Here is a 14755-nt window from a genome sequence, read left to right on the forward strand (position 1 = left end):
TCATGCCTGATCTTATCAGTAACACGTAAACGAGTTATGCCTTATTATGCTTTTCCAAGACAGTTTGTACAGAAATGATTAAATGAATCACCTCAGAATCTGCTATGGAAACTCCTGTTGACTTTTCAATCATTCGAACCAAGTTCCGTGATATATTATAGCATAAAGGATGTTTTTCCTTCAAGAATAAAATCATTTCTTTTTTGAAAGGGGAAACTTTTTCATATATCGGTTCTTGGATCATCAGTTTTAAGATATGAACTAGTCGACGAAATTCTACCTCCTCTCGCTTCATTTCAACATCCATTTTCTCTTCCACATAATGAATACACCTTGTTAGTAAATCGGAGTCTTTATTCAAAGACGAATGACTATCCCTAATTGCACTTTGGATGTGTAAAGTAATAAAGCCAACTTCCGCATCTGGCAACCTCAAATTCGTTTTCTTATAAATAAACTCTACGACACGATCTGCTATTTGATACGTTTGATTATATAGCCATTTTGTTTCTGTTAGGAATGGGTTTTGAATGGCCGTCTCGTCTCGTGTTCTTTGTAGAGCTAAAGCTAAATGTTGCGTTAGGGCAGAATGGATTCTTTCGTCTAACTGCGTACCGATTGCATCATGAATTTTTTCGATGGCTTCATGGATGATGAGCAGTGTTTCTTCTGTTTCTTTCGTAACTAACCTTATGTATTTCTCCTGCTCTTCTTCGTCGACTAAAGAATATACTTTATCATAAGTTTTTGCTTCAAAGGAGTCCCCTATTTTTTTTCCGAATCCTATTCCTTTGCCGATAAAAATAACTTCTTTTTTATTTTCAGATTCAGCAATAACAACATTGTTATTTAATGGCTTGTGAACGATAAAGGATCCTCTCATTTTTTGCACCTTCTTCAAATTAGTCAGCGTTTCATTAGCTTCATCATATCGACAAACGACCATTTAATCAACTAAATAAAAATCGCAAACCGGCTCCTAGCAATAGAAGCCGGTTCACATTAGATTTTCAGTTCTCCTAACCTTATCAACTCAATGACAGCTTGGGAGCGCCCCTTCACCCCTAGTTTTTGCATTGTGTTGGAAATATGATTACGAACTGTCTTCTCACTTATAAAAAGTAATGAAGCAATCTCTTTCGTAGTTTTGTCTTGAACGAGTAATTCAAACACTTCTCGTTCTCGCTTTGTCAGCAGTGGCGTTGGCATTAAATCATGATCTTTCATACATTCACCCTTTCTTGCACGGGCTGTACTTTCCAAGATTTCGGCGAATATTTAGTCATCAATATCTTATGAGCAATGCATCAAGCCCGTTACAATTACTAGGAATGTTAGACGAAATTCCCAGATACTAACGCTTTAGCAGCTCGATCATCCCACGCTTTCGATTTACCCGTTTTTTTATCTATTTGTACGATTCTACCTCTTCCAGTCATACAAACTTCTTCTTTTTCATTTAACACAACATATTGAATTTCAACAGATGACCTTCCAATGTCTGCAACTTTAATACCTATAGTTAATGCTTCATCGAAAAATACTTGATTCATATAGTCACAGTGCAAGTCAGCTGTAACTGGAATGGTTGAACCTTTTTGACTCATCCATTGTTGCATTAAACCAATCTCTTTAAAATACTGAATTCTTGCATGTTCAAAATATACAAAGGATGTCGTGTTATTTAAATGACCAAACGCATCTGTCTCTGAAAATCTAACCGTAATAGGGTAAAAATAACTAAATTCTTTCGTCCATTCTTCTAAATCCTTCACATAATTAGGTAAACCCATAACGACCTCCTTAACGAATGAATGTTCATTCATTTATTTTACAAAAAAAAGGGCTCTTTGCCCTTTTTTCACTACTATTACGCTGTATGATCTGTGCCAAAAAAATTCTTAAATGATTGTAATGACGTTTCACGATTAAGTGCTGCAATGGATGTTGTAAGTGGAATCCCCTTCGGACAAGCTTGCACACAGTTTTGTGAATTTCCACAATTAGATAGGCCACCTTCTCCATCCATTAACGTTTCAAGACGTTCTGCTTTATGCATTCCACCAGTTGGGTGAGCATTAAATAGACGAACTTGAGACAAAGCGGCAGGTCCAATAAATTCTGATTTGCTATTTACATTTGGACAAGCTTCCAAACATACGCCACAAGTCATACATTTTGATAATTCATACGCCCACTGTCGTTTTGCCTCAGGCATTCTCGGTCCTGGTCCTAAGTCGTATGTGCCATCAATCGGCACCCAAGCTTTGACTCGTTTTAGCGAATCAAACATACGACTTCTATCAATGGTCAAATCCCTAAGAACAGGAAAAGTATTCATTGGTTCAAGTTTGATAGGCTGTTCTAACTGATCAATTAGTGCCGTACAAGATTGCCGAGGTTTACCATTAATGATCATGGAGCAAGCTCCACATACTTCCTCTAGACAACTTGCATCCCAAGCTACAGCTGTTGTTGTTTCTCCATTTGCATTCACTGGATTCCTACGAATCTCCATCAACGCAGAAATGACATTCATGTTCGTACGATAAGGTATTTTAAACTTTTCCTCAAACGGCTCACTATTTTGATCGGCTTGACGTTTGATCACAAGTTCTATTACTTTTTCACTCATGCCTTCTCACCAGCCTTTTTCTTGGAAGTATAGTCTCGCTTACGAGGAGTAATAAGAGAAACGTCCACGTCTTCATATTCAAATTCTGGAGACTTCGTCTCTGGGTTATATTTAGCTTTCGTCGTTTTTAAGAATTCTTCATCGTTACGTTCTGGGAACTCTGGTTTATAATGTGCTCCACGACTTTCATTACGATTATATGCACCAACCGTTATGACTCTAGCTAAGTTCATCATTCCTCGAAGCTGACGAACAAATGCTGCGCTTTGATTCGTCCATTTAGATGTATCACCAATATTAATGTTTTTGTATCGTTCTAGTAATTCAGCAATCTTTTCATCTGTTGCTTTTAACTTATCGTTTTCACGAACTACCGTTACGTTTTCAGTCATCAAGTTTCCTAGCTCTTGATGCAGTTTAAACGCATTTTCATTTCCAGACATGCTCAAAATTTCTTCCAATTCAGCCTGATCTTGTTTAACTTGGTTTTCAAACACACTGCTATCAATGTCTTCGGCCCTTTTTTCAAGACCATCAATGTATTCAGACGCTTTTGGTCCAGCAACCATTCCACCATAAATCGAAGAAAGTAACGAATTAGCACCTAAACGATTAGCCCCGTGAATAGAATAGTCAACTTCCCCTGCAGCAAAAAGTCCTGGAATGTTCGTCATTTGATTATAATCTACCCATAGTCCACCCATAGAATAGTGAACAGCAGGAAAGATTTTCATCGGAACTTTACGTGGATCGTCTCCCATGAACTTTTCATAAATTTCCATGATCCCACCTAATTTAAGATCTAATTCTTTCGGATCTTTATGTGAAAGATCAAGGTATACCATGTTTTCACCATTTATTCCTCGTTTTAAATCAACACAAACGTGGAATATTTCACGAGTAGCAATATCACGCGGCACTAAATTTCCATATGCAGGGTACTTCTCTTCCAAGAAATACCAAGGTTTTCCATTCTCGTCATACGTCCATACTCGTCCACCTTCACCTCGTGCTGACTCACTCATTAACCTTAACTTGTCATCACCAGGAATCGCTGTAGGGTGGATCTGAATAAATTCCCCGTTTGCATAGTATGCCCCTTGTTCATATACGGCTCCTGCTGCATATCCTGTATTAATCATCGAATTCGTTGATTTACCAAAGATAATTCCAGGTCCACCAGTTGCAAGAATCACTGCATCGCTGCGGAAGGATTGAATTTCTGAAGAGTTAAGATCTTGAGCTGTCATACCTCGACAAATGCCATCGTCATCTATTACGGCGTGCAAAAACTCCCAACCTTCATATTTCTTTACCAATCCACTTACTTCAAAACGACGTACTTGCTCGTCAAGTGCGTACAGCAACTGTTGGCCTGTTGTTGCACCAGCATAAGCTGTTCGGTGATGCTGTGTTCCACCGAATCGACGAAGAGCTAAAAGACCTTCTGCTGTTCGGTTAAACATCACTCCCATACGGTCTAATAAGTGGATAATGCCAGGTGCTGCATCGCACATAGCTTTAACTGGAGGTTGGTTCGCTAAGAAGTCTCCTCCGTATACTGAATCATCAAAGTGCTCCCATGTAGAGTCTCCTTCACCCTTTGTATTCAAAGCTCCATTAATCCCGCCTTGAGCACAAACGGAGTGAGATCGTTTTACAGGCACGACAGAAAATAAATCAACTGACATTCCTGCTTCTGCTGCTTTTATCGTTGCCATAAGACCTGCAAGGCCTCCACCGACAACGGTTATTTTCCCTTTGCTCATCTTGAACACCCCTTTTTTTTGACTAACCGACAAACGCTAAAATGGAACGAATTCCAACAAATGTTAATGCTACAAAAATGGCCATTGTTGCGTATGTTGCAATCTGCTGAGACCTTGGTGAAACGGTAATCCCCCAAGTGATTGCAAACGACCAAAGTCCATTAGCAAAATGGAATGTCGTAGCAGTAATACCAATAATATATAGAATTAAAGCAAATGGGTTGGAAACAATTTCGGCCATCATATCAAAATTCACTTCTGCTCCTAATGCTGCTGCAATTCTCGTTTCCCAAACGTGCCATGCTACGAATATTAGTACGATAACTCCGGTAATTCGTTGGAGTCTAAACATCCAATTTCTAAAATAGCTATATGTAGAAGTATTATGTTTTGCTTGAAAAGCAATATAAAGTCCGTATACAGCATGGAAAATCAGCGGTAAAAAGATCAATGTAATTTCTAAGAAATATCGGAATGGAAGATTTTCCATAAAGTGAGAAGCCTGATTGTATGCTTCAGGTCCTCTTACTGCAAAGTAGTTTACCGTTAAGTGGACAATCAAAAAAGCCCCCACTGGTATAACCCCTAGTAAAGAATGAAGTTTTCTGTAAAAAAATTCGCGATTGGTAGACATTGCTTTCTCTCCCCCTATTATGTTTGTATTCTGGAGATTCAAAAAATAAGACTAAACAAGTAACCTCCTTTTTCTGAAATTGACGATTTTAAAATGATTGTGAAATATTTGTCAATACCCCAAAAAGCCATTAAATGAATAATTTATGACAGTTTCATTTTACTCCTATCGACCACCTTCGTCAAGAAAGCGGTATCAGTTAATATTTTAACAGAAAAGCGTTCATTATGGCACAATCATTGAAATTTTCTGATAAAAACTTATAAAAAATAAAGCGAATTTATTTGTAAAAGACGCCTCATCTCAAGATAAAGGCGTCTTTTAACATATTAGTTTCACTTGCTCATCATATAACATCGTATTCTTTTACAATACTATTATAATGTTTACCCAATGATGACTCTTTCTGTTGGATATTTGAAATGAGTCTTCTTTTGTTTTGCCCGAATAGAAAATAGAAACGCCACTAAACCAACACGTCCTATTAGCATCAATAACATCAACGTCATTTGACTAGGTAAGGTTAAGTCTGGAGTAATCCCCATTGATAAACCACATGTTCCAAATGCTGAACTAGCTTCGAAAATGATTGCCATTAACTCGACCTCACCACTACTCTCAAAAGCAGATATTAATATAATCGAAGCAAATAATCCGACAACAAAAACGGATAATACAATAAATGCCTTTTGTCGATCTTCTTGGTGAATTTCTCTTCCAAAAACTTTTACGTCCGTTCTCCCTAATGCAAAACTCCGAATCGTTAAAAACATGACTGCAAGGGTCGTCGTTCGAATACCACCACCTACACTGGATGGGCTTGCACCAATAATCATCAGCCCTGAAATCAAAAGTAGACTAGCTAAAGTCAAATTCGATACATCCATCGTAGCTAACCCACCACTTCTAGCTGTCGCTGAATTAAACATGGAAAAAAACAGCTGTTGGTGCCATGACATCCCATCATAAAACTCTGTTCTTTCTATAAGCCATAGACCAAACATACCGATAAAAAAGACAATAAAGTAAGTGGAAGTCGTAATTTTTGTGAACAAACTAAAGCGAAAATTCGGACTCTTAGAAGAGAAATATTCCTTTAACTCCATTAATACCGGAAAGCCTATTGCCCCTGCAAAAATAAGGAGAATGTTAACAAGTTGTACAAAATAATCATTAGCGAAAGGGATCAATGATTCACCTGTAACATCAAACCCTGCATTTGTAAAAGCTGATAAAGCACCAAACGCCCCTTGGTAATAAGCTTCTAATGTCGTATCAAAATAATTCAAATAATACGTCCCTAAAATAAACGCACCAATGATTTCAATCCCAAATGCGACTAACAAAATTCCTCTCATCAATTTCACTAAACCAGAAAAGGAAATTTGATTTTGATCGACCATAATCAACATCCGTTGGGAAAGTGGAATTTTTCTCCCTAGTACCATCCATACAAACGTTCCTAAGGTCATGACACCAATTCCCCCAAGTTGAATCGCCATCGCTAAAAAAAACACACCTATAGGGCTATACGTTTCTGAAACATTGACTACTGTTAGCCCTGTGACGCTGACTGCACTAACCGATGTAAAAAGAGCTTCTGAGTATGAAACACTTACCCCTTCTAGAGCAGAAACCGGTAAATAAAGAAACACACTAAATAAAAACATTGCTACTATGTATGAAATGACGATAATTTTAAAAGGACTTAACACTTTTGTCATTTTCTATTTCACCTACCTAGTCTTCCTATCAAATTCGAGATTCAGTATACCATGGACACCCAAAGGTTTCCATATGAGAATTATGATTTATCCCGTTTTCCTTGCATCAATGACAAGAAGTGATTATTCAGTATGAAGGTAAAATGTGGACAATTTCATGAAAATGACTTAATAAACTTTTTGCTATTCATTTGTAAAGTTTGATGGAATGAAATCTTTTCAAGGAATTAAACCAATTTTTTTCGGGTTTATGATAAGATGATGAAAGATGAGCGAAAGCTTTGAGACAACATTGAATGAAGGATGAGATGGATGACAGATAACGAAAACTCTCAGCAAGACTCTCAAGTTTCTGCTTATAGCTATGATTTACTAAGGCATGAACTGTTACCAGAATTATTAGGGGAAGATGAAGCAATGATTCTATACTGGGCAGGAAAATCAGTCGCCCGAAAGAAAATAGAACAACTTGAATCCTTTAATAGTACTGACTTTTTTATGCAAGCAAACTGGGGAACGTTAAAATTAGAAAAAGAAAAGCGACAAGAGCGGGTTTATGAATTGGTTGCTGTTCACCAAAATAAAGATCGGCCATTTTCTTTAGAAACTGGGTTTCTTGCTCAAATGATAGAGTTGGAAAAAGGAGTCGTTTCCGAAGCTTCCTATTCCATCAAAAGAAAAAAACCACTAACTATTTCTATCATCGTTCGATGGGATAAAAAAGATTCGACTCAAAACGATGCTTTGAAATAATCTAGCATTCTACTTTTAAGCACCTGCAAATTTGCAGGTGCTTATTTTTATAATACGGAACGATAACAAATCCTAGCATAAACTCCACCGTCCAATTCATTGCTAAAAAATAGTTTATCCTATAAACTATTTTTATACTTATCAACATGGGGGCATGGACATATGGATAATCACAGAATGGAAGAACTGATTGAACAATACGCCAGTGTCTATTTATTTGCAACGAAAAAAATTGAGAAACTGTTATCTGAGAAAGTCATTTCTATGTCTATCGAACAATATGGCATCCTTAGAGTCTTAGTAATGAGCGGTCCAGCAACAGCGAAAGAACTTGCTGAACATACAGGTGTGCATAAAAGCGCTGTTACGTCCAAAACAACTAGACTCGAAGCAAAAGGGCTAGTGAAACGGACTCAAAGTCATGAAGATCGACGTCATATCCAAGTTGAAATAACGACTAAAGGAATTGAAATTTACAATGAGTCTAAAAAAGCTATGGTTGATTTTATTGCAACCTACTTTCAACAACTAGATACAGAGGAAGTAGAAACTTTTTTATCTGTATATAAAAAAATCAACCACCTTCTTAATAAGGAGGAAGAATAAACGATGAAATCTACTTACCGATGGATTTATGCCTTACCAATTGTTTGGATTGTCGTTGGAGCTTGGCTCTTTTTTGCAAGTCCTGATATGGATCAACTTGTTCGAGAAAAAGGACAGTTTAGCATACCAGATCATTACACTACTTCCGTTACTGATGAAATATTAAAACAAAATGAAGGAGCTTCAGGGCAATCTATTCTTATTGTATATTATGAAGAAAGTGGCCTTCAAACCTCTCAAATAGATGATGTTCATGCTAAACTAACATCTCTTGGCAGTGAAATAGACGGCTATCCTATTGAAGAAATCACGAGTCCATTAGATTCAGAAGAGCAAGAAGAATTTCTCATCAGTGAAGATGGTACAACAATGATGGGAATCGTCACGATGGATATTAACTTAAATGATATTCCACTCGTTAGAGACAATATCGAAAAAGCAATCACAGTGACAGGTGTAGATCACTTTATGAGCGGCTCATCCATCATAGAGGATGACGTTATTATAAGTTCTGAAGAAGGATTAGCAACAACGGAAATCATTACTGTCATTTTTGTTTTATCCATTTTATTTATCGTATTCCGGTCTTTGGCTGCACCTTTTATCCCACTTATTACCGTAGGTGCTACTTATTTAGTAACGATTTCTGTTGTTGCCTTTCTTATAGATTCTTTTCAATTCCCTGTATCCAACTTCACACAAATTTTTATCGTTGCGATTTTATTTGGAATTGGAACTGATTATTGTATTTTGTTATTAACGAGATTTAAGGAAGAACTGATACGCGGTGCAGATCGTGTTACTGCGATGAAACAAACTTATCGTGCTGTTGGCGCAACTGTATTTTCAAGTGCATTAACTGGATTTATCGGATTTGCAGCCATTGGGTTAGCAGACTTTGATTTATACCAATCTGCTGTTGGAGTCGCTGTCGGGATCATTATATTAATTGCCGCTTTATGGATTTGGATCCCTGCATCCATGCTTTTACTCGGCGATAAATTATTTTGGCCTTCTAAAGGAGGACTTGAAACAACCCAAAGTAGATTATGGAGTACATTAGGTCGATTTTCTGTTTATAAACCTGGCTGGACGTTGATGATCCTTGCGCTATTGTTGATTCCTGCTGCTCTTTTTTACGATCAAAAACTATCTTACGATTCATTAGATGAAATTAGTGATGACTATCCATCTGTTCATGCTATTCAATTAATATCAGAAAAGTTTGGTGAAGGATATTCTTTCCCTATAAATATTGTTATTGAATCTGACGAAACATGGGATCAATCATCCATGGTTCCATATATCGAATTAATCAGCACAGAGATATCGAAATTAGATGAAGTAGAAGAAGTTCGCAGCGCGACTCGTCCAGAAGGTATTGTCGTCGAAGATTTTCGTATACCTTTTATAGCTGGTGAATTAGCTGAAGCATTAAAGGAGATGGACGAGGGTCTAGATGATGTTCACGAAGCCCTTATAGAAATCTCTGATGAACTTAGTCAGGATAACGATTTATCTGATGCTAGTGAAGGTGTAGAAGAAGTAATGGCTGGCACCTCTGACATCCAAGAAGGGCAACAGGAATTAGCTGATGGGGTGGATCAAACAGGGCAAGCAACCGAAGACTCTGCTGATGGGATTAATCAGCTTCGAATAGAATTAACTCAACTTAATGATCAGCTTGAACAACAAATAGGAGGAGGTTCCATTCCTCCTGAACTATCTCAGTCCTTAATCCCTTTCACAAGTGGGATAGAAGAATTAAATGGTGGTTTTAGAGACATAGAAGAAGGACTTCGAGCGTTAGCAGATAATCAGAATAATATTGCTGATGAAATGAGAACCGTATCTTCAGGTTTGGAAGAAATCCAGGAAGGACAATCCGATATTCAAAAAGCATTCGATGAAATTCAGGTTAGTTACAGTGACCTTGCTGAAGGTCTTTATGAACTATCTGAAGGAATAGAGGAAATCCAAGATGGAATGTCAGAAGTTGAGGAATTATTAGATGATATTTCCAACCAATCTCCTCATCCTATGGAAGGTTTTTTCGTCCCTGAAAAGGCATTTGAAGATGGGGGTATGGATGAACTAGTTGATTTATTTATGACTCCTAACCAACACGTCGCTTTGCTTGATGTCGTTCTTTCTATCAACCCTTACAGTAATGAAGCGATAGAAGTCGTTGAATTAGTTGAAGATCAAGTTTCCAATGCCGTTAAAGGCTCTACTTTAGAAGATAATATTCGATTTTCTCTAGGCGGTCTCTCAGCCGTCAATCGAGACTTACAAATGATATCCGACGAAGATTTTAATCGAACAGCATTCATTATGCTATCAGGAATTTTCATCGTTCTCATCATTCTGTTGAAATCTATCATAATGCCCGTTTATATTATCGCTTCTCTACTTTTAACTTATATTGCTTCTATGGCATTTACTGAGTTGATTTTTGTAACTATACTTGGTTATGCTGGAATCAGTTGGGCTGTCCCATTTTTTGGTTTTGTTATGTTAATGGCTTTAGGAGTAGATTATTCCATTTTCCTTATGGGACGTTTTGGTGAGAATATAAAGCTGATGCCTGTGAAGGAAGCTCTCGTATCAGCAATGGCCCAAATTGGAACGGTTATTTTATCTGCTGCGATCATCTTAGCTGGGACATTTGGTGCCATGATGCCTTCAGGAGTACTATCATTAGTTCAAATAGGTACGTTAGTCTTAACAGGGTTAATGTTGTATTCCCTCGTCATGCTTCCATTATTCGTTCCTGTGATGGTTACAATATTTGGCGATAAAAATTGGTTACCATTCAAAAAGCCGGAGCAAGACAAGACCTCACGGTAGTCCCAAATTGATTACACAAAAAGCAGCATGGGAAAAATCCCATGCTGCTTTTTCTATTTTAGTTAGACAATTTCTTTTACTGCTTCAATTTTTGCTTTTTCGTTAGCATCTAAACCAAAGTACGCGTGTAACGATTCAGCAGCTTTCACCATGTATTCGTCCGGTACAACAGCAGATACTGCAATCTCAGACGTACTTACCATCTTCAACTCTATTTCTTCATCACCTAACACTTTAAACATGTCAGCGGCGACACCAGGGTTAGAAACCATTCCAGAACCAACAATCGATACTTTTGCTAAAGAACTTTCATGACGAATTAAACTATAGCATAATGTAGCTTTATTATCATGAAGTAAATCAATTGCTTTGCCAAGTTCAGATGTGTTGATCGTACAAGACACGTTCAATGCGTGATCTGACGTATTCTGTTGGATAATCATATCGACATTAATTCCTTCTTCCGCTAAGAGAGAGAATAACGTACTCATTGTATCAAATTGATTTGGTAAACGTTCAATCGTTATTTTTGTTAACCCATCTTCAAACGCTAAACCTCTTACTATTAAGTTTTGTTCCATAGATGCTTCCTCCTCGACAATCGTCCCTTCCACTTCTTCCATGCTTGAACGCACAACAAGGGATACTTGATAATTTTTTGCGAATTCAACGGCTCTTGGATGTAATACCCCAGCTCCTAAGTTGGCTAGTTCAAGCATTTCATCGTATGAAATACTATCTAATTGCCTTGCGTTTTTCACGTAACGCGGATCAGCAGTATAAACTCCAGTAACATCAGTGAAGATCGAGCACGTTTCTGCATTTAACGCAGCCGCTAATGCTACTGCTGTTGTGTCTGATCCACCTCGCCCAAGAGTTGTAATATCTCCATTTTCACTTACTCCTTGGAAACCAGCAACAAGGACAGCTTTCCCATCGTTTAAGTGTGCTTCTAAGTTCTCTGTATTTATATCCGTAATACGTGCATCTTGGTGGACATCTTCTGTCTCAATCCCCGCTTGCCAACCAGTTAATGAAACCGCGTCAACACCTAATTCTTTCAACGCCATTACGACAAGAGAAATGGTAACTTGCTCACCAGTAGTCAACAGCATATCCATTTCTCTTGGATCTGGACTATCGGTAATATCATTGGCTAATTCGACCAATTTATCAGTTGATTTTCCCATTGCAGATACAACAGTGACAACCTTTTTACCTTCATCCATTCTTTTTTTAATCTTCTCAGCCACCCGCTTGATCTTTGTGACATCACCTACTGAAGTTCCTCCAAATTTCTGAACAACCGTTGTCAATATGAACGCCTCCTCATAGTTTAACTATTAATTTTGTTCTAACAATCCTTCTTCAATCCATTTCATTTTGGAGAAGACCTTCATTTCTAAAAATACTAAAGCTTCAAAAATCTCATAATTTGATGAATGTTCGGATATTTCTAGTTAAACTAAGATGTTCACATTCATCGTAAGTTACAAATATCACCTTTATAAAGGTATAATGATGAAGTTTTCAAAATCATGTTGTTAGAAAATATACCAGCTAGAAAACAAAAAAACGACAGGGAGATCTATCTTACTTCTTCGTAAATCTTTTTAAGTCCATATTAGGTAAGATAGCTCTCTAAAACAACAAGACAACCTCATGGTATAAAAGAATATGAGACTGAGATCAATGAAATGTATCATTGTCTTCACCTTAGTTGTCACTGCACTGTTAACACTTCTATTAACGTCAGGTCATCGCTTTACAAAACTCATTCATTAGATTAACAAACGATAGTAACCATCGCAACACGCATCTATCGTCATTTATTCTCTTCATCGTCGATGATACTTCTTAAGCTTTCAGCAACCGACTGAGGTACCCCTACACTCCTAATTTCTTCTATTGACGCCTCTTTTAATCGTTTTAACGAACCAAATTCCTTTAATAGCAAGCGTTTGCGCTTATCGCCGATTCCATCAACTTTATCTAAAATAGATGTAAACATGTTCTTTTTACGTATATTCCGGTGAAAACTAATCGCAAATCGATGTACTTCATCTTGTATTCGTTGTAACAAGTAAAACTCATGACTTGTTTTAGATAACGTTACAACTTCAGGAGGATCTCCAATCATGAGCTGGGAAGTGCGATGTTTATCATCTTTTACTAACCCGCATACAGGGATGGACAAAGCTAATTCATCTTCTAATACGCTCTGAGCTGCTGAAATTTGCCCCTTTCCTCCATCAATAACAATTAAATCAGGTAACGCCTGTTCTTCTTTTAAAAGTCTTAAATATCGGCGCCTAACCACTTCTCGCATTGATTCATAATCGTCAGGGCCAGTAACCGTTTTAATTTTATACTTCCTGTAATTATTTTTATCTGGTTTTCCATCGACAAAAGATACCATCGCGGAAACAGGATCAACTCCTTGGATGTTGGAGTTATCAAATGCTTCTATCCTGTATGGTGTATCAATATTCATTGCTTGACCTAGTTTTTCAACAGCAACGATTGTTTTTTGCTCTTTTCGTTCGATTAGATCAAACTTTTCTTGTAAGGCAAGTTTTGCATTTTTTGTCGCTAATTCTATCAATTCTTTCTTTTGTCCTCTTTTAGGTTGAACCGCTCTTATCCCTAAAAACTCAGATGTAATAACTGGATCAATTCCTTCAGGTAGAAATATTTCGGCAGGTTTTTTATGGTGATCTTCCAAGTAAAATTGACCGAGAAATGCATAGAAATCGTCTTCAGGATCTTGATAAATTGGGAAAAGCGACACATCTCTTTCTATCAGTTTACCTTGACGGACGAAAAACACCTGAACACACATCCAACCTTTATCTACGTAATAAGCAAACACATCACGATTCACTTGATCGGTAATCGTCATTTTTTGTTTTTCCATCACCGCTTCAATATGTTTTACTTGATCTCTCAATTCTTTTGCGCGTTCGAAATCTAGAGCATCAGAAGCTTTATACATTTTTTCTGTTAGGTTCTCTTTCACTGATTGGTGACCACCGTTTAAAAATTTTGTGATGTCAGAAACAAGAGAGTTATTCGTTTCTTTTGATACTGGAAACTCACATGGAGCTAGACATTGTCCAATGTGATAATACAAACAAACGCGATCAGGTAACGTTCGACATTTTCTTAGTGGATAAAGTCGGTCCAACAGTTTTTTCGTTTCATTTGCTGCTTGAGCATTTGGGTATGGCCCGAAATATTTAGCACCATCTTTTTTGACTTTTCTCGTTGTAAGGAGGCGTGGATGTTCTTCCTTTGTAATTTTTAAAAAAGGGTAGGTTTTATCATCTTTCAAAAGCACATTGTAACGAGGTTGATATTTTTTAATTAAGTTTTGTTCTAACACGAGTGCCTCTAAATTAGAGGAAGTAACAATATATTCGAAATCAGTAATTTCACTAACAAGGCGTTGTGTTTTTTTATCATGGGCTCCAGTAAAATAGGATCGAACACGATTTCGAAGAACTTTTGCTTTTCCAGTATAAATGACTGTACCATGTTTATTTTTCATTAAATAGCACCCAGGTTGAGCAGGGAGCAATTGGATTTTTTCTTTTAGTTGTTCCATTAGTAATCTCCTTTATGAAACTGATAACCTCACTATATCACGGTGTTTTTCTTCGTTTCCAGTATGACGAGCAAAAGAATACTCTCTAAATTTGCATCTACTTATCGTTGAAAAACTTCAGGTTTCCTAGCAACCCATACAGAAAGGGTTATTAGGAAACCTGAAGCAGCTTGTGTT

12 protein-coding genes are annotated in these 14755 nt (G+C 37.3%); 3 read left to right on the forward strand and 9 right to left on the reverse strand.

All coding sequences use genetic code 11. From position 1 onward, the window contains the following. Window positions 1–34: 34 nt before the first annotated feature. From QDN89_RS09180 to QDN89_RS09210, 7 genes are all read right to left on the reverse strand, one after another. The gene (locus tag QDN89_RS09180; protein WP_280769829.1) at window positions 35–883 is read right to left on the reverse strand and encodes a PRD domain-containing protein; all 849 of its coding nucleotides are present in this window, start codon (window positions 881–883) and stop codon (window positions 35–37) included. Window positions 884–1002: 119 nt separating this feature from the next. Beyond that, the gene (locus QDN89_RS09185; RefSeq protein WP_280769830.1) at window positions 1003–1227 is read right to left on the reverse strand and encodes a helix-turn-helix domain-containing protein; all 225 of its coding nucleotides are present in this window, start codon (window positions 1225–1227) and stop codon (window positions 1003–1005) included. Between the two features lie 107 nt (window positions 1228–1334). After that, a complete protein-coding gene (locus QDN89_RS09190; RefSeq protein WP_280769831.1) occupies window positions 1335–1793 on the reverse strand; it encodes an acyl-CoA thioesterase in 459 nt (152 codons plus the stop codon). Window positions 1794–1870: 77 nt separating this feature from the next. Further along, on the reverse strand, window positions 1871–2635 hold the full coding sequence (gene sdhB, locus QDN89_RS09195; protein WP_280769833.1) for a succinate dehydrogenase iron-sulfur subunit: 765 nt from the start codon (window positions 2633–2635) through the stop codon (window positions 1871–1873). After that, a complete protein-coding gene (gene sdhA / locus QDN89_RS09200; RefSeq protein ID WP_280769834.1) occupies window positions 2632–4404 on the reverse strand; it encodes a succinate dehydrogenase flavoprotein subunit in 1773 nt (590 codons plus the stop codon). The genes sdhB and sdhA overlap by 4 nt, the downstream gene beginning before the upstream one ends. Window positions 4405–4426: 22 nt before the next feature. Further along, entirely contained in the window at window positions 4427–5038 is a 612-nt protein-coding gene (locus tag QDN89_RS09205; RefSeq protein ID WP_280769835.1) for a succinate dehydrogenase cytochrome b558 subunit, read from the reverse strand. Between the two features lie 386 nt (window positions 5039–5424). Then, window positions 5425–6762 (reverse strand): TrkH family potassium uptake protein, encoded by a 1338-nt coding sequence (locus QDN89_RS09210; RefSeq protein ID WP_280769836.1) that lies wholly within the window; start codon window positions 6760–6762, stop codon window positions 5425–5427. A 312-nt stretch (window positions 6763–7074) separates the two neighbouring features. Between QDN89_RS09210 and QDN89_RS09215 the strand changes: the two genes are divergently transcribed. The 3 genes from QDN89_RS09215 to QDN89_RS09225 all read left to right on the forward strand — a co-directional run bounded on the left by QDN89_RS09215 (window position 7075) and on the right by QDN89_RS09225 (window position 10971). Then, complete coding sequence (locus tag QDN89_RS09215) at window positions 7075–7515, forward strand: YslB family protein (RefSeq protein WP_280769837.1); 441 nt, start codon at window positions 7075–7077, stop codon at window positions 7513–7515. A 162-nt stretch (window positions 7516–7677) separates the two neighbouring features. After that, window positions 7678–8121 carry a MarR family winged helix-turn-helix transcriptional regulator gene (locus tag QDN89_RS09220; RefSeq protein ID WP_280769838.1) on the forward strand — a complete coding sequence of 148 codons (444 nt, stop codon included), beginning with the start codon at window positions 7678–7680 and terminating at the stop codon, window positions 8119–8121. A 3-nt stretch (window positions 8122–8124) separates the two neighbouring features. Beyond that, complete coding sequence (locus tag QDN89_RS09225) at window positions 8125–10971, forward strand: MMPL family transporter (RefSeq protein WP_280769839.1); 2847 nt, start codon at window positions 8125–8127, stop codon at window positions 10969–10971. A gap of 62 nt (window positions 10972–11033) precedes the next feature. Here the strand turns inward: QDN89_RS09225 and QDN89_RS09230 are convergent, their stop codons facing one another. Both QDN89_RS09230 and uvrC read right to left on the reverse strand, forming a co-directional pair. Then, window positions 11034–12287 carry an aspartate kinase gene (locus QDN89_RS09230; protein ID WP_280769840.1) on the reverse strand — a complete coding sequence of 418 codons (1254 nt, stop codon included), beginning with the start codon at window positions 12285–12287 and terminating at the stop codon, window positions 11034–11036. Window positions 12288–12796: 509 nt separating this feature from the next. Then, entirely contained in the window at window positions 12797–14578 is a 1782-nt protein-coding gene (uvrC, locus tag QDN89_RS09235; RefSeq protein ID WP_280769841.1) for an excinuclease ABC subunit UvrC, read from the reverse strand. Window positions 14579–14755 lie beyond the last annotated feature (177 nt).

The sequence above is a fragment of the Salipaludibacillus daqingensis genome, assembly GCF_029891575.1.
Lineage (GTDB): Bacteria > Bacillota > Bacilli > Bacillales > Salisediminibacteriaceae > Salipaludibacillus > Salipaludibacillus daqingensis.

Excerpts from the sequence above, each read along its gene's own strand:
- QDN89_RS09180 (WP_280769829.1), bottom strand. The coding sequence starts at position 883 with ATGAGAGGATCCTTTATCGTTCACAAGCCATTAAATAACAATGTTGTT.
- QDN89_RS09185 (WP_280769830.1), bottom strand. The coding sequence starts at position 1,227 with ATGAAAGATCATGATTTAATGCCAACGCCACTGCTGACAAAGCGAGAA.
- QDN89_RS09190 (WP_280769831.1), bottom strand. The coding sequence starts at position 1,793 with ATGGGTTTACCTAATTATGTGAAGGATTTAGAAGAATGGACGAAAGAA.
- sdhB (WP_280769833.1), bottom strand. The coding sequence starts at position 2,635 with ATGAGTGAAAAAGTAATAGAACTTGTGATCAAACGTCAAGCCGATCAA.
- sdhA (WP_280769834.1), bottom strand. The coding sequence starts at position 4,404 with ATGAGCAAAGGGAAAATAACCGTTGTCGGTGGAGGCCTTGCAGGTCTT.
- QDN89_RS09205 (WP_280769835.1), bottom strand. The coding sequence starts at position 5,038 with ATGTCTACCAATCGCGAATTTTTTTACAGAAAACTTCATTCTTTACTA.
- QDN89_RS09210 (WP_280769836.1), bottom strand. The coding sequence starts at position 6,762 with ATGACAAAAGTGTTAAGTCCTTTTAAAATTATCGTCATTTCATACATA.
- QDN89_RS09215 (WP_280769837.1), top strand. The coding sequence starts at position 7,075 with ATGACAGATAACGAAAACTCTCAGCAAGACTCTCAAGTTTCTGCTTAT.
- QDN89_RS09220 (WP_280769838.1), top strand. The coding sequence starts at position 7,678 with ATGGATAATCACAGAATGGAAGAACTGATTGAACAATACGCCAGTGTC.
- QDN89_RS09225 (WP_280769839.1), top strand. The coding sequence starts at position 8,125 with ATGAAATCTACTTACCGATGGATTTATGCCTTACCAATTGTTTGGATT.
- uvrC (WP_280769841.1), bottom strand. The coding sequence starts at position 14,578 with ATGGAACAACTAAAAGAAAAAATCCAATTGCTCCCTGCTCAACCTGGG.